The organism is Algoriphagus ratkowskyi (genome assembly GCF_002150505.1).
GTDB classification, from domain to species: domain Bacteria; phylum Bacteroidota; class Bacteroidia; order Cytophagales; family Cyclobacteriaceae; genus Algoriphagus; species Algoriphagus ratkowskyi.
The window spans coordinates 230,580-247,406 of sequence record NZ_MSSV01000008.1 but is presented as its reverse complement, the minus strand read 5'-3'; the positions used below and the strand labels follow the sequence as shown (position 1 = coordinate 247,406).

Genomic DNA, 16,827 nt, shown 5'->3' with positions numbered 1-16,827 from the left:
GACTATGAATTAGTAACGGAATATGGCTGCAATTCCTGTTTGCGAGGGCATTTGCTCTTTGGGTATGATCACGACCGTACCGCCCATTTTCTGGACCAATTCACCTAAGTCATCCAGTTGATCGTCTAATACTGGTTGCGTTGAATCAGCCATTTCATACGTGCCTGTTTCTTTATTTCTTAACCTGTCGGCAATGACCCGATGTGATTCCAAAAGAATCGTTTCTACTCTGCCGGATTCCGCGGCTTCCAGCACCTCATCCATGCTATCGCTACCTAAGCCTTTGGACTTTACCTGATTGTATTTTTCTGATAGTGTCTCCAGTTGTTTTAGATATACCGGTTGCATCACTTCCCACGATAGTTCCGTCAGCTTTTCTATTGAAACAGCCTGGGGATTGATGTCAATTCCTTTCGGCAGCAAAAATGGATTTTTATCTACCTCCTTATAAAGAGAATGATGTTCGGGCAAGGTGGCGAGGATCAAGGGTATCCCTTCAGGGTTTGAGTAACGCTCATAAACATCATTGGATACCACACGGAAAAACCGTTCCGCATCATTGTCTATTTCCTCTTTTTTACCGCCTTGTCCGTGATGCATATTTGTGCTATTGCCACTTACGCCACCATAAGAGGCTACGGTAGAATGTTTCTCCGTTAATTCCTTGCCCAGTGCTGCTTCTATTGTTTTTGGAAAATCATCGGGAAGATCGATTTCATGGAGTGAATACCTATTGCCTTCATAAAGATGGATGTCATCCAGGGTTAGCGCCAGCACATGATAACGATCTTTTGACTGCAGAATATTACGCAGCGGTTTGGTGTGGAAGCTGTCGGCTACCATCACCAGAGCTTCAACAGGAAGCTGCAAGCGAATCACTTCGAAATGTTCGGAAGAACCCAACACCGCAAGGCCATCGCCAGCATGATTCCAATATTCCTGATCCATGGCAAGTGCTTCAAAAGGTGCTAATAACTTATCATTGTCGGCAGTAGGATATTTTTCAGTTACCGACTCCCTGACTTGCTTGAGTAAATTTTTGTATCGAATCAAATCCTGCTTATTTTCAGGATGCGTCCGATGGGTGGGCATGTAAAGGGAGATGCATGGTGCTTCTGTAGCAGACAGCAGTTTATTAAGTACTTCTTGTGTGACTGATTGTATTGACATCTTATTAGTATTTATTGTGAGTTGTTTTTTAAAATGAGACTCTATCATGCATTTGTTTACTGTTAGTGCACTTTAGGCTCCTTACAAAGTTTTATTAATTAATCCGTGTTAAAACGGATGATTCAGATCACTAACACGGAGATAGACAGAAATGCCGGGCTTCAGATCAGTGAGTATGGTAGGTTCCATATAGGCACCTTCACGATTTGTAGGTTTGCCTCCCAAGAGCACCTTGTGGCACCTTCATCTACAGCTTTCTATTAGCATTTCAAGCTTTACCGTGTCAAGAGACGAATTCTCCGGTATTTCCCAAATCGCTGTGGGAGGTTATGACCATTAATACGTTCATAGTTTTTTTGTTTTTGTTAAATACAGACGATCATTTTTCCTTCATTTTTTCCATCGAATAAATCAATAAATGCCTGTGGAATATTATCGAATCCCTCTACTATCGTTTCACTAAACGTCAGTTTGTCTTCGTTGAGCCAAGTGCTTAATTGTTTTATAGCTGTCAAAAATTTTTCTGAAAAATCGCTAACGATGAACCCGCGCATGGTAGCACTTTTAGTTAGAATGATGGGCTGCAATCTAGGGCCAACGGGAACCTCCGTTTTGTTGTAAAGCGAGATGGCACCACAAACTGGCAGTCTTGCATACTGATTGATGTTTGCTAAAACAGCATCTGAAATCTCCCCACCAACATTGTCAAAGTAAATATCTACCCCTTTAGGGCAGGTACTTTTGACCGCATCTCTTAAATTAGGCGTTGTTTTATAATTGATGGCTTCATCGAATTTGAACTTTGATTTAAGCAGTGTTACTTTTTCATCACTGCCCGTGATGCCAACCACTTTGCAGCCTAGCAATTTCCCAACCTGACCTACCACTGATCCAACGGCACCAGCGGCCCCGGAAACCACAAGTGTTTCACCTTTCTTTGGTAGTCCGATTTCAGTCAAACCTAAATATGCGGTAAGCCCGGTCATTCCTAAAATCCCCAAATAGTTGGATAATTTAGCTTCCGTTTTATCGACTTTAGCTAACTAAACCCTTCCCATTGGAAGTTTGATATTCCTTCCAATCCAAAATGCCTGAGACAAAGTCACCTTTTTTGAAATTGGCTTGTTTACTTTCCATCACCTCGGCAATGATGCCCGATTGTATGGGTTTATTCAATTCAAATGGTGGAACATAAGATTTAGCATCATTCATTCTGCCGCGCAAATAAGGATCGACAGAAACATACACTGTTTTTAATAGTACCTCACCATCTTTGGGAATTGGCGCTTCTTCACTAATAATTTTAAAATCATTAAGTGTTGGTTTGCCATCTGGCCTTTTATTTAATAGGATTGTTTTGTTCATAATTTTCATTTCTCATTTAAGAAAACAACAGCAATTGCAATAAAACCCAGACCTGTAATGGCAGGCGGTAAGCCTCCAATTTTATAAGAAAGGTAGAACATTACGAGAGCCAGAATAATTAAGATGATTGCTGTTATTTTTTTCATGTTTAATTTTTTTATAGCGTTAAAATTTCCTTTTGGTTCTAGGCCTTAATGAGTACCAGTAGTGATCTCCACTATCGTTACAGAGCTGCGTGTTAAAACAGATCATCCAGTTCACTTACCCGAATCAGTTTCTTATTCAAATACTCCTGAATTCCCAACTCAGAGAGTTCACGTCCAAAGACTGACTGCTTGGTTACTCCAAATGGAAGATCGGCTTGTGTCCAAGTAGGGTGGTTGATAAAGACTTCTTTTACGCGACCTGAAAAAGAATGTCCCTAACACAAGTACCAGTACAAATATGAAAGCCGAAAAGCCAAAGTGCAGTCCCATATAGCCATAATCACCATCGTATATTATAGCTATTGATATTTTATATAATGAAATTATTATTGATGTTATCAGTTTAATTGTGATCCATTTTCTTCATCTTCATACCCTTATCTTTCTCTTTCATCTTCTCCATCATCTTTGCTTTCATTTCAGGATTCTCCATCATTTTTTCCATCATCTCTTCCATCATCGCAGGGTTTTCTTTCATTTTTTCTTTCATTTCCCCTTGCATCTCTTTGTTTTCATGCATTTTGTGCATCAGCATCTTTCTTCCTTCGGAACTTCCCAACATTTTATCGAGTACCATCGTCTGCATTTTTTCTTTCATTTCAGGATTTTCCATCATTTTCTGCATATGCGAATCCATCTTCTGTTTCATTTCAGGGTTTTTCTCCATCATTGTTTTCATCTTTCCAGATTCCATCATTTGCATATGGTTCTGCATCATTATCTTTTGTGCACCTTCATTCTGTTGTGCCAAATCGATAAATTCGCTGAAATGGCTCTGGTTTGAAATGATCTCTTGATAAAGGGCATTTCTGTTTTCCAGATTTTCCATCGTTTCGTAAGCATTAAAGGTGGATTTACAACTCATTAATGAGCCAATCAGACTAAAAACGAGTAATGTTTTTACTATAGTTTTCATTTTACTTTGATTTAGATTTAATAGAATTTTGTTGACGCTATTTTATAGTATGATTATCCGCATCCGATAGCTATCGGATGATGGCAGTACTTGTAATATACAATTAAAACGGATCATTCAGCCCACTTACACGAATCAATTTCTTATTAACAAACCCCTGAATTCCCAACTCTGAGAGTTCACGTCCAAAGCCAGACTGCTTGGTTCCTCCAAAAGGAAGATCGGCTTGTGTCTAGGTAGGGGAGGTGATAAAGACTATACCCGTATCAATCTGATCCACGACTCTTTTACCACGTTCGATTTCCTGAGTAAACACTGATCCGCCCAAACCAAAATCAGAATCATTAGCCAGATCAATAGCTGCTTGTTCGTCTTTCACCAAATAGAAGCATGCAATCGGGCCAAATAATTCTTCGTGATATACAGCAATGCCGGACTTCAAATCGGGGAGTATGGTAGGTTACATGAAGGCACCTTCACGATTTGCACGTTTGCCTCCCAGGAGCACTTTGGCTCCTACATCCACAGACCGTTTCACCTGATCAGCTAAATGAACTGCAGTTTCTTCACTACTCATTGGGCCGAGTTCTGTTTCGGGATCCATGGGATCGCCAACTTTCATTTTTGATAACTTGTCCTTAAACTTTTGGATAAACTCACCGGCTATTGCTTCCACAGCAATAAACCGCTTGGAGGCTACACAGCATTGACAGTTGTTATTCATTCTGCCAACGACCGCCCATTCTACTGTTTTATCCATATCGGCATCTTCCTTTATAATGAACACATCGTTACCATCTAGCTCCAGCACAACCATCTTCAAATGTTTTCCAGCTTCAACGACTACACTTGCACCGGCTTCCTCACTTCCCGTTAAGGAAACACCTTTTATTCTTTTATCAGAAACCAATGCTGATGCACGTTTTCCGGAGATGAATAGGTTAGTATATATTCCTTCAGGAGCGTTTGACTCTTCAAAGAGTTCTTCGATAGCAGCAGCACATTGTGGCACTACGGAAGCTTGCTTAAGCAAAATCGTATTACCCGCCATAATATTGGGAGCTGCAAACCGAGCTACTTGATAAAAAGGGAAATTCCATGGCATCACGCCTAACAATACACCAATAGGACTGTTGCGAGCCATGGCTGTTCCATATTCCGGGTTAAGTACTTTATCGGCAAGAAACTCCTCTCCATGATTGGCATAATAATCAAGTATATCTGCACTCAAATCGATTTCTCCCTCAGCCTGAGCAATGACTTTACCCATTTCTAAGGTGATAGTTTTAGCCAATTCAGAATTCTTGATACGCATAAGCGTAGCTACTTTATGAAGAATATCAGCCCGTTGTTGATAGCTGGTTTCTTTCTAAATACTAAAAGCCTGGTGGGCCTTTGCCATTTTAGCATCTACTGTTTTCTCAGTCATTTCTTCGAATGACTCTAGAGTCTTATTGGTGTTTGGATTAACTGTTTTGAATGGACATCTTGTAATCTCTTTAAATTGTAATCTAGAAGAGGATATTCCTCTACTACTTCCGTTGTTGCTAAAAGCAAGATTCAAATACAACTTTCAAAATAATATTACTAAAGTTTCTTGAATGCCTTTAAGCTACCTTTTGAAGGTGAGGAAATTGCCAATTAAAAGTGTTACACATGGATTAGTAATAATTACATAAATCGCACATGTGGTAATGCGAGGGTAAATGGAATAGGCGTATTTTTTTATGCTCCATAATTAAATTTGTCATGATACAGGTTCGAGATTAAACCTCGACAATCATTAAAAAAACGACGATTATTAATATTCCGAATGACCACGAAGAGATCCAACCTTTCAATAGCCATGAGTGTCCGCGGTAGCTATCAGGACCCATGGTAATAAGATCACCACAGAATTCCCTCCCGCTAAAAGCCTTCTTTTGGAAATGTATGTCTATGCGGGAGGATGACTGCTTGGCCGGTAGGCTGGGAAAGGGATTTCATTTAATCTGTAAAAACCACATTAGTTACATTACAGGAGTTGTTTGATTGTCATATGTACATCCACTAGATTTTTAACCTTTTATTCTTCGTTCTTTTGCCTTGACGCAAAAAGAACTAAAAAGTCAAGTTGTGGCAAAGCTTCAGCGCGCATACCTACCGCCGGCCCGCTTCCTCCTTCGGCGGAAAAGGCCACGACCGCCCACCGCGCCCATAAGAATTGCTAAATGAAATTGATAGAGTGATTGTGCTGAAACAATTATCTCCAGAGGAAGTACAGCTTGGTAGCACTAGACATATACCTAGACATCAGCCTCCCGCACAGAGAAGTTACTTAGAATCGAGAATTCCTGCGGGTGGATGGAAATGAGACAAGTTGTATTGTAAACAGCCATTGAATAGGGTAGGATTTTAAGTAAGGAGACCGCTAATAGTAAAGCCAGTTATTTTGTCATAGATTTTTGCATATTTAAGGATAAAACTAGTTACTAATGAAAAAAATTCTGCTTTCGATTTTCTTAATTACTTCAGTGATGCAACTTGGATTTGCTCAACGAGAACTGATCCATGCCAAGCCTTCTGCACTGGGATTTGATGAAGAGTTCATCAACCACAAAGTGGATTCTATAATGCAAATAGGCATAGACAGTTTGGCTTTTCCCGGAGCACAACTTTTAATAGCCAAGAACGATACGGTTATTTTTCATAAAGCTTACGGTTATCATACGTACGACAACATCCAACCTGTTGCATTAAATGACTTATACGATTTAGCCTCGGTGACCAAAATAGCTGGGCCTTTACCCGCCTTGATGAAGTTGGTGGACGAAGGAAAGCTTGATCTGGACGAGCCTTTCAGCACCTATTGGGAACCTTGGAGAAAGCGAAAAGACAAAAAAGACTTAACGCTCCGTGAAATTTTGGCTCATCAGGCAGGTTTAGTCCCCTACATAGTGTTTTTAAATGATGTGGTTCGGAAAAATGGTAAGGTCAAAAGAAGGTTTGTGCATGACAAATCCGGTAAGCGGTTTCAAGGTCAAGTCTATGATGGGCTTTATATCAATGACCGTTTTGAACGGAAAATGAACCGAATCATTAATCGGTCCGACGTTTCCGATGAAAAGAAATACCTGTATTCAGGACTCACTTTTTTGATTTTTCCTACCTTGATCGAGCAACTCACAGGAACCGACTATCAAACCTACTTGGAAGAAAATTTCTATCAACCAATAGGTGCAAATACACTGGGATATCTACCTGAGGGAAAAAATTATGTAAATAACATTGTGCCTACTGAAGTGGATTCTCTCTTTAGGAAAGCCTTGGTAAATGGATGGGTACACGACGAAAACGCAGCGCTAAAAGGAGGTGTTTCGGGTAATGCAGGTTTGTTCGCTACAGCCGATGACTTGGCTAAATTGATGCTCTTGTATCAGAATTATGGCAGCGTAAATGGCCTACAACTAATTTCAGCCGAAACCGTGAAAGAATTTACTGAGGTGCAATTTCGTGAAAATGAAAACCGCCGCGGATTGGGATTTGACAAACCACACTTGAACAATGCCGAGCTTCCATTGGCAGAAGCTTATCCTTCCCCTTTAGTAAGTCCCGAAAGTTTTGGTCACTCCGGTTTTACGGGAACTTTCGTTTGGGCTGATCCAGTAAATAAGCTCACGTATATATTTCTCTCCAACCGGGTTTATCCTTCAAGAGACCACCAAAATTTGTACAATCTGAATATTCGACCAGCTTTACAGGATGTTTTTTATAGGGCTGAACGGGAGTAGAGTTCTAATGTAGAAACCCAAACTTGGGTTGGTGTGTTTTTTTAACCGCAAATGCGCAAAGCACACAAAGAATTCCGCAGAGGAGATTATTATGGGAAAGGAAATGAAATGGTTTTTGAGGTCGGATTACAATTCCTTTGATAGAGGCTCGAGATTGCAAATCTCGAACAGCGGGTAGGGGTATTGGCTTTTGTGTCCAGTTTGGGCTTGTTTTATTTGTATTTACCGGGGAATCCGTCGGCATTAAATGGCATTGAATGGACCATTGTCGCGGGTTGGCTGCTGATCGGTTTGTTGATATATTTTTGGGCCAGTCGGGTCTATACCCGAAAAGGCATGCGGGAAAAGATGGATGATCATCTGGAGATCTGAGTTTTTTTATTAATCCCGGCAAAGTGCTGGAGATACAGATGTTTTTTATTTAAACCACATAGACAGATAGAAAACATAGTTTTTTCTACAGCAATAGAAATAACACCGAAGGTATTTAACCATTAATAGCCATGGGTGGAGCTTGTGGAACCCATGGTTAAACGAATCCGCACCACATTCCCCTCTAGCGCAGGAGGTCAATTTGGAAAGGAATGCCAATGCAGGAGGATGGAAACGAGTTTCATTTTGTTCCCATTGTATAGATCACCCAAGAGGTTATGATTTACGGAATTACAAATTTCTAAAAAATAAAAAAGCGTAGATGCAATCTACGCTTAGTGGGATACCTCATAATTAAGACGTCCCGTTATTGGTAATATTTAAACTTTTCTACTAGGAATAAAAAAAGGTTTACGAATTATATAAAACGTAAACCTTTTAAATTAATAGGGGATATTACAAATTAATTTTTATTTGGAAGAACCAGCACAAGACATAATTGCACCATGCTCTTTTCCACTAATTAAACCGCTTGATTTCCATGAATTCGAAAGATTGGCCATTGCTCTAACAAATTCACCATGGTTCTTATAAGTTCCAGCCTCTAATGCATCTATCATATCAGACATGGTTAAACCACAACTGGAAGTCATACGATTTTCTACACTGGTATTACATCCCTTAATATCAACTGTAGCTTCTATATTGGAGAATGGTGTAGGATCATCAACATCCAAACAACCATCATTATCATCATCTGCATCACAAACATCTCCCTCTAGATCTCCATCATAATCTGCTTGCTCGGGATTGGCTGTTAAAGGACAATTATCATTCTCGTTTAATATTCCATCTCCGTCAATATCATCATCGCAAACATCTCCTATACCATCACCATCATAATCTTCCTGCCCGGGATTTGCTGTGATAGGACAATTATCATTCTCGTCTAATATTCCATCACCATCACTGTCTAGATCACCAGGAGTGGTACTTCCAAAAGTGACATCATCAAATGCTATAGAATTTGATGCTCCACTAAAAACAACAGACTTTGCAGTCCCTTCAAAAGGAACAGCTATTGGATCCCAATTACAAAATTGTCCAGTTGGGTCACCTGTGCAATTAATGTTATAGTTGAGTGCTAAAACTATTGTACCCAATAGATTTCCAGTGCCATTAAGTGCATCGTAAACTGAAACAAATCCATCAGAAGTAGCGGAAGAATAGAAGAAGGATAAACCTGTATCAAATCCAGCCGAAACATTCATAAAAGCCTGATTTTCATCCAAAAAAAACATGACGGTCGACGGTGATGGTTCATTGGCAAAATTTCCAGTACCACCTGCGTCCGAATCAATAATAGCCAGTGCAACACCAAATTCAACCCCATAGTTTGGGCCGGAAAAGCCAGATCCACTGGTGCCGCCATTGTAAAAATTATTGATATTGTCAAGGTTTCCTAAACCTTCAAAATCCAGTACAAAAATATCCCCAAGAGCAGCGGACTCGTACCCAATATTCGCTGATTTGTTTTTTTTTCCTAAAGCGCTAATTTGTGCTGGAGTAATTGTTGCTTTAGCATTTGGATCGATAAGGCTTTGTGACTGTGTGATCGGAACTTCATTATGGATGAATGTGTCTTCCTCACAACCTACAGTTAATACTGCTAAGAATATTATGCTAAAAATAATTTTAAAATGTTTCATGTCTTTATAAAATTTAAGTGAAATAAAAATGTTGAATTAGATAGAGATTTTCTTAATTGTTAGATATAAAATCAAACAATTAAGAAAATTATTTCAATTTTAGTCAATATTTCATGATTCATGGAGGGTGTATATTTTCCCAAAAAAATATTTTTACACTAATAAATACAATTTGTAAGTCATTCATATAACTTAATATTAGTATAATATTTATTAATTATCACTCACGAAAATATCAATCATTGTTAGATTATAATATTTTTATCAACGATTAAAAATATTATAAAAATCACTAAAAATAATCACTAAATCTGTTATATCTTTTAAATATTAAAATAACTTAGCCAGTTTCAGGTTATAAAATTTTTTTAGTTTAATATTATTTTTTAAAGTAAGGAATGTTTGAAAAACTTACTTAGTAATTTAACTATATCAAACTTATTTATAGTTACACTTTGTAGTGTCTATCAGTCTGAATTGGTTTAGTAGACACGCCTTTCCAGAGAATATTTTGTGGATAAACAGTTGTTAATTAGGTTCTTTAGAGATTCTACCTTCTCTTAGCCCCGCACGACTTCCACTTTTTTCTAACCCAAGTCTGTCTTCTTGATTCTCTTAAAAATTAAGATCATTTCGGCTTTTTTTGGTTGTTCAAAAAAGACATTAAATTATTATACCCGCATTTTTATGCATTCAAAAAGCAGTATTTAAAAATAAATTTTTTTTTTCCATTATCCAACAGTATTTTTATGTTCTTTTTTCTTCGTCCTATTGCCTTGACGCAAAAGAACCAATTCCGTACAGCTGTCGGTACAAGTCGTGGCAAAGCTTCAGCCGCACTTGCCAGGCGCCGGCCCGCTGCCACGAAAGCCCCTGCGCCAACAAAATCAGCGATTGTGGTAAATGGAATTGATTGAGTGATCGTGCTATAAAAACAAACACCGAAGGTGTTTAACCATTAATTAGTGGAGCTTGCGGAGCCCATGGATCGAAAATATGCTAACAAACCAGCCTCCTGCCCGAAATCATCTTTTGGAAATGTATGCTTATGCGGGAGGATGGAAATGGGTCTTTTCTCATCGAATTGTTGAATAGGAAGAGTTGAATACCGGTTTGTGAAGACACAAACCGGGGCAAGTCTTAGGCAGGCAGGCACAAAAACTTTGACAAACATCCAAAACAAAACCTTCGAGGTTTTGAAAACCTCAAAGGTTTGATGATTTAGCCATTACTGATGATTACTTTCATGGTCTTTTCCCGTGCGGCATTGCTAAAGACCTCATAGGCTTCCAGCATCTGATCGAAGGTAAATCGATGTGTGATGAGTTGTTCTGGCTGGATCTTTTTGCTTTCCACTGTTTTGAGCAACATGGAGGTGGTATTTGTATTCACTAAGCCCGTGGTGATGGTGATATTTTTAATCCACAACTTCTGTAATTGCAAATCCACACTCTTTCCATGCACGCCTACATTGGCAATATGTCCACCTGGCCGGATAATGTCCTGGCAAATATTAAAAGTCTCTGGAATCCCAACAGCCTCAATCGCCACATCCACTCCATCTTTGGTTTGCTCGGTAATGATTTTTAGGACGTCATTCTTGGCCGGATTGATGGTCTGAGTGGCGCCAAATTTCTTAGCGAGTTCCAAGCGGCTTTCATCCGTGTCGATCATAATGATCTGAGCAGGTGAGTAAAACTGCGCGGTCAATAGTACCGACATGCCCACGGGACCAGCTCCCACAATCGCAACGATGTCTCCCGGTTTTACGGCGCCATTCAGCACGCCAATCTCATGACCGGTAGGAAGAATGTCACTAAGCATGACCAAGGCTTCTTCATTCGCTTTGGGAGGAATAGGATAGAGACTATTGTCAGCATGAGGAATGCGCACAACTTCAGCCTGAGTGCCATCAATCAAGTGACCCAGAATCCAACCACCATCTTCACAATGGGCATACATTTGCTTTTTGCAATACTCACATTTTCCACAGGAAGTAATGCAAGAAATCAGCACATGATCCCCTTTTTTGAAATTGTTGACCGCGCTTCCTACTTCTTCTACGATGCCAACACCTTCATGCCCGAGGATCCTTCCTGCGGTAACTGCCGGAACATCTCCCTTCAGAATGTGCAAGTCCGTACCACAAATAGTGGTCTTGAGCACTTTCACAATCGCATCGGTGGGATCTACTAGTATTGGCTTTGGAGCATCTTTCCATTCCTTTTTCCCGGGCCCCATGTAGACCAGCGCTTTCATAGTTTTCGTGCTTTGGGCCTTATCAACTTCTAAAACTTTCGTGTTCATCGCATTCCTGATTAAGTGAAAAATCTTTCTGTATTCCAACTCAATCACCTCATAAAAATCAACACTTAAAATGACGATTGTCAGTCAGAAGGATGACTTAATCAAGGGGTGATTAATGGGGTAGGGGGAAAGTTTGGAGCTGAAATAGGTATTCACTTTAAGGTCTTCAGAAAAATGAGTAGCGGAGATCAGTCTAGAACTAAATGAAACTTTCTTGTCAGTTATGCCATCAATACCTACCACCACCACACAATTGTATACCCCAATAATTATTAATACCTTATATATCAACCAAATAACTGTATCATGGCAAAGGTAATTATTACAGCAAAAGTGGAAGATTCCGTGAAATGGGAAGAAGGTTTTCGAACTCATGGCGAATTGTTTAAGCGACAAACCTGCGTTAATCCCATTCATATTTCCATCAATGATGAGAATGAAGTGGCGCTAATCTTTGAACCTAAAAATCTGGAAACGTTCATGCATATTCTTGAAACTGAAGGGCCAGGCGCGATGGCAAATGATGGAGTTTTACGGGAGACTGTGAAATTATTCGTAATGGACAAAGAGTTTCAGATATAAATTCATCTGCGAGCCACTAAGAGCAAAACCCCAAGCACAGCTGGGAATTTAGAAGCCAATTTTTGAAAGTTGTAATTCTAATTCTGACTAATGCCGCCCCGTGGTATCAGCATAATCTAAGGGGTGATTAATCCTGTAGCTGGCAGTTTGAAGCTGAAATAAGTATTCCCTTCAAGGCCTTCAGGAAATTGAGTAGCAGAATTACAGATTACTGAAGAGCTCACGTAAATATTTCTCTCCAACCGGGTTTATCCTTTAAGAGACTACCAAAATTTGTACAATCTGAATATTCGACCAGCTTTACAGGATGTTTTTTATAGGGCTGAACGGGAGTAGAGTTCTAATGTAGAAACCCAAACTTGGGTTGGTAGATGTTTTTTTAATCACTAAGTCGCAAAGGACCTTTCAATATCCATGGGTGGAACTCATGGTAAAAAGGTAACCAAACAATTCCTTTCCGTGCAAAATCATCTTCTGGAAATTAGCGTCCATGCGGAAGGATGCCTGCCTGCTTTTATATTTTATTCCAGTTTTCTTACGATAAAATATAACATAAATTTCAAAGCTCTCCCAATTTGAAAAATGCTTCATAAAGTTAATTTTATTAATGCATTTGGCTACTTTTAACCCAGTAACAACAGCATTTATAATCCAGCCAATTAGTTTCATTTTTAACTAGGTGCAGCTAAATGTTTACCCATTTTAAATAATATCAAAAGGAGTAGTTTACAAAAAAGCTTCTATGCACAAGAAAGTTAATAGTACAAATTCGGATGTTATTGTAATAGGAGCCGGATCAGGAGGCTTGAGCGTGGGATTGTTTCTTGCAAAAGTTGGCATTTCGGTGATTATGATTGTAAAAAGCGACAAAGAGGTAGGTGGAGAATGTTTAAATGATGGTTGTGTACCTAGTAAAGCCTTAATACATGTTGCCCGTCAAGTGAATGCTGCTAGAGAAGCAGAATTTTTTGGTATAAAACTGGTTGGCGAGGTAGATATACAAAAGGCAATGGCTTATGTATATGCGCAACAGGAGGTTATACGCAAACATGAAAATGCAGCATGGCTTTCAGATCAGGGAATTACCGTGGTACTAGGTGAAGCAAGCTTTTCAGGCAAAAATGAAGTAACAGTAGACGGCAAGATTTTCTCAGCTAAAAAGATCATTCTGGCGACTGGCTCTAAACCTCGAAAACTTCAAATAGATGGTGTTGAAAAGGTGAATTATTTTGATAATGAAAATATATTTCACATTAAAAAGTTACCCAAGAAGCTGCTGGTTGTAGGTGCTGGGCCAATTGGAATTGAAATCGCTCAGGCAATGTGTAGGCTGGGTAGTAAAGTGACAGTTGTCCAGAAAGGACATGGGATATTAGCGCATGATGATCAGTCCCTAACCAGCATTTTATTAAAAAAGCTACAGGAAGAAGGGATCGTATTCCACTTCAATGCAAGTCTGGAAAAGTTCACTTCTCCTACTGAAGCGTTAGTAAAGAAGGATAATGGGGAGGATTTTGCTCTTTCTTTTGATGGTGTGTTTGTAGGAGTTGGAAGAATATTGGTACTCGAACCATTGAAACTTGCTTTGGCAGGTATAGAAGTAAAAGACCATAAAATTGTCATAGATGATCAGCTTCGCACTACGAATAAAAATGTTCTGGTTTGTGGTGATATTGCCGGTGATCTACAATTCTCACATGCGGCAGAATTTCACGGTCGGATTATTTTAAATAATCTCTTTTCGCCAATTACTAAAAAGCTAAATAATGATCATATGTCTTGGGTCACTTTTACAGATCCTGAAATAGCCACCTTTGGACTAAGCGAAAAACAGCTTCAAGATCGTGGTATAAGCTTTGAAAAATTGGATCAGGATTTCAGTGATGATCATAGAGCAGTTACTGATACTTATAGATACGCCAGAACTATTCTTTACATCACTAAAGGTGGACTCTTTAAAAAAGAAAAAATTCTGGGCGGTTCGATGGTCGCTCCAAATGCAGGAGAACTCATCCAAGAATTAATATTGGCAAACACATTAGGTTTATCTATCAACAGTATTTTCAATAAAATATATCCTTATCCCGTAGCTACAAGAATTAACCAACAGGTTATTGTGAGACACAAGCAAAAGAAATTAACCTCAGGCTTAAAAAAACTTTTGAATGCTGCTTTTAAAATATTCGGGTGAAGGAAAGATTTTCCACCCAACAAATTGTTTTTCTTTCTATAGGTCTCATTCTCTCAAGATAAACTATAAGCCACCAACTTCCCGATACAGAATGTGCAGATATCTGTTAGTCAGTATGTTAACGTTATTTCGGTACAAATACGGTACAGAAATCTTACATTTTTGAATTTTGTAGGCTTATTTCAATAAAAAATTTAACTTTTCAAGGGTGGCTAATTTTCAAAGCTGACACCCAAATCTGGCTTATCTTAGTTATTGATTTACTTGAAATTTCAATTCCCAAATATCAAACTATATTCTTTCTCAATCTCTAAGACCTCGTTAGAGGAGAGGTCTTTAAACTCTTTAATTTTTGCCCGACTTGAAAGTTTTCCGTTGTTCTGCTCCAAAAACCTTAATAAGAGCGCAACCATATCGTCGGGCATTTCGAAAGTCTCGTCGACAAAATTTTTAAACTCCTCAAATTTTGTCAGATAGTCAACCTCCTCAGGCAAGATGTTTTCGATGGTATCTTTCACACATTTATATAGAAACTCCACCTGTCTTGTTGCGTCAAAGTAACGGTAATAGTCTATGGTTTCATTAAGTACTTCTAGATTATGATCTTTGGTTTCTTTCCACTCGATCAAATCCAATAGTGGAATAGAGTAGGATTCCAACACTGATCGATAATCTGATATGCTATCAAGAATAGCTGCAGAAATTGGAAAAATAAGACCTTGCTTAGAAAATTGTTTCTTTGCCAATACATGATGGATCAAGTATCGGTGGATACGACCATTTCCATCGACAAATGGGTGAATAAATACAAATCCAAAGGCTATAACTGCAGCTGCCATAATAGGGTCGGTATCATCCAATAGTAAAAGGCGGTTTGATTCCATGAGTCCAGTCATCAAAGATTCAATGTCTTGATGCTTTGCAGAAATGTGATCGGGTAGTGGAGAGAATGTATCCTTATCTCGTTCTCCCACAAATCCACCTTTTTTACGGTAGCCCATCTCAATAAATCGTGTATTCTCTATGACTAGTTGCTGTAATCGGCAAAGCTCTTCATGACTAAGGTCTTTTACTCCCGCCTGACCAATCGCCTGACTCCATCGTGCTGCCCTTTTACTTTTAGGGCTTTCACCTTCAATCGTGAAAGATGCCTTGGAATCCTTTAACAAAAGAAAGGCAGCAGCTCTTTGTAAGATACTCTTCCGGATTCCTTTTAAATACTGATCGTTTAATCTAACAAAATCCTGAGATGCGTACTCTTTAATTTTTTTGGTTTTACGCACCAAAGGACAAAAGTTGATTGTACCAGGCAGGTTATTGACGATACGATGTCTGGGTGACTTTTCTCCTTTTGACAAAGTGAATTGTAGCTTATCATCAAGAAGGGTCACATAGTTTTTAATGGTTAAGTCAGGTATAGGGAGCTTTTTTTCCATTAACCATTCATATAGAAACCAAATTCTACGGGAATATTGTCCGGTTACCTCTATGGAAAGTAGCTCGAGAATTTCTCTTTCACTTAGTTTTTCAAATAGTTTTTTGAGTACCAACAAATTGATTCCTTCATATTTTAAAGCAAATACGAGATGGTGGTAGCAGCTTTCCTCTGGTTGGTATCGGGGAGTGAAAACCATCCAGGCTTCAGTTTGATAAGTTTTATGTTTTATGTTTATCAGTGCGATCACTTCAGGAATCGGAGTCTCCAGTCTATAGTGTTCAATGATAGCTGGATAGCCGACGATATATCCACTTTCAGGGAGATTTCGGCCATGAAATGTGGGTGTATTAATTGAAAAGGAGGTATTATGATTCATTCTTCGTGAAAAACAGGCTATTCAAAAATACTAGAAAAACAGGTTATTTATATGAAAAACGGGTAAAAAGATATGCTTTTTATGAAAAACAGGTAGATTTTATTGTTGAAAAAATTTTTATGAACCAGATTCAGGTTATAACTGCCTACAAGTTTGTTTGAGCGCGTCTTTTGGCTTCTGCTAAAATCTCAGCCACGGATTTGTTGGATAGTCCGCTTTCCTCACCTTTAATAAGCTCAGTTCGAACCAATTCTTTACCTGCATTTCTTTCACCTTTCCAAAATAGGTTGCTCTTACGCTTTCGTAGATGTTTGGCCCATTCACCAGAAACTGTTAGATGCCCTTTATTCTTCTGTGCCATAATTTTGGGTTTTAAGATCCTTTTCTCTATTTCTTTCGCAATCAAGTGCGGTTCCTGTTCAGTA

12 protein-coding genes and 1 pseudogene are annotated in these 16,827 nt (G+C 38.9%); 3 read left to right on the top strand and 10 right to left on the bottom strand.

Features of this window, described 5'->3' with window-relative positions; genetic code table 11:
- Positions 1–9 precede the first annotated feature (9 nt).
- The 6 genes and pseudogenes from BVH02_RS10990 to BVH02_RS10975 form a co-directional block, all read right to left on the bottom strand.
- Entirely contained in the window at positions 10–1,170 is a 1,161-nt protein-coding gene (locus BVH02_RS10990) for a baeRF3 domain-containing protein (RefSeq protein ID WP_086501488.1), read from the bottom strand.
- A gap of 365 nt (positions 1,171–1,535) precedes the next feature.
- Positions 1,536–2,171 carry an NADP-dependent oxidoreductase gene (locus BVH02_RS21955; RefSeq protein WP_317045426.1) on the bottom strand — a complete coding sequence of 212 codons (636 nt, stop codon included), beginning with the start codon at positions 2,169–2,171 and terminating at the stop codon, positions 1,536–1,538.
- 34 nt (positions 2,172–2,205) lie between these two features.
- Positions 2,206–2,544, bottom strand: coding sequence for a hypothetical protein (locus tag BVH02_RS21950; protein WP_317045425.1), 339 nt, complete (start codon positions 2,542–2,544; stop codon positions 2,206–2,208).
- Entirely contained in the window at positions 2,541–2,681 is a 141-nt protein-coding gene (locus BVH02_RS21400) for a hypothetical protein (RefSeq protein ID WP_158093883.1), read from the bottom strand. Before BVH02_RS21400 ends, BVH02_RS21950 begins: the two co-directional genes overlap by 4 nt.
- A gap of 403 nt (positions 2,682–3,084) precedes the next feature.
- The gene (locus tag BVH02_RS10980; protein WP_086501487.1) at positions 3,085–3,657 is read right to left on the bottom strand and encodes a hypothetical protein; all 573 of its coding nucleotides are present in this window, start codon (positions 3,655–3,657) and stop codon (positions 3,085–3,087) included.
- A 232-nt stretch (positions 3,658–3,889) separates the two neighbouring features.
- A pseudogene (locus BVH02_RS10975) lies at positions 3,890–5,011 on the bottom strand (aldehyde dehydrogenase family protein); the annotation flags it as partial.
- A 1,120-nt stretch (positions 5,012–6,131) separates the two neighbouring features.
- Here BVH02_RS10975 and BVH02_RS10970 point away from each other — a divergent pair.
- Complete coding sequence (locus BVH02_RS10970; RefSeq protein ID WP_086501486.1) at positions 6,132–7,427, top strand: serine hydrolase domain-containing protein; 1,296 nt, start codon at positions 6,132–6,134, stop codon at positions 7,425–7,427.
- A gap of 842 nt (positions 7,428–8,269) precedes the next feature.
- Here the strand turns inward: BVH02_RS10970 and BVH02_RS22040 are convergent.
- Positions 8,270–9,070 (bottom strand): thrombospondin type 3 repeat-containing protein, encoded by an 801-nt coding sequence (locus BVH02_RS22040; protein ID WP_394363984.1) that lies wholly within the window; start codon positions 9,068–9,070, stop codon positions 8,270–8,272.
- Positions 9,071–10,729: 1,659 nt separating this feature from the next.
- Positions 10,730–11,749 carry a zinc-dependent alcohol dehydrogenase family protein gene (locus BVH02_RS10955; RefSeq protein WP_223271758.1) on the bottom strand — a complete coding sequence of 340 codons (1,020 nt, stop codon included), beginning with the start codon at positions 11,747–11,749 and terminating at the stop codon, positions 10,730–10,732.
- A 372-nt stretch (positions 11,750–12,121) separates the two neighbouring features.
- On the opposite strand from BVH02_RS10955, the gene BVH02_RS10950 reads away from it, so the two are divergent.
- Positions 12,122–12,397, top strand: a complete 276-nt coding sequence (locus BVH02_RS10950) for a hypothetical protein (RefSeq protein WP_086501483.1) — start codon at positions 12,122–12,124, stop codon at positions 12,395–12,397.
- Positions 12,398–13,139: 742 nt separating this feature from the next.
- Entirely contained in the window at positions 13,140–14,588 is a 1,449-nt protein-coding gene (locus BVH02_RS10940) for a dihydrolipoyl dehydrogenase family protein (protein WP_086501481.1), read from the top strand.
- A gap of 272 nt (positions 14,589–14,860) precedes the next feature.
- Here the strand turns inward: BVH02_RS10940 and BVH02_RS10935 are convergent, their stop codons facing one another.
- Entirely contained in the window at positions 14,861–16,402 is a 1,542-nt protein-coding gene (locus BVH02_RS10935) for a Fic family protein (RefSeq protein WP_086501480.1), read from the bottom strand.
- A 145-nt stretch (positions 16,403–16,547) separates the two neighbouring features.
- On the bottom strand, positions 16,548–16,763 hold the full coding sequence (locus BVH02_RS10930) for a hypothetical protein (protein ID WP_086501479.1): 216 nt from the start codon (positions 16,761–16,763) through the stop codon (positions 16,548–16,550).
- Between the last annotated feature and the right edge of the window lie 64 nt (positions 16,764–16,827).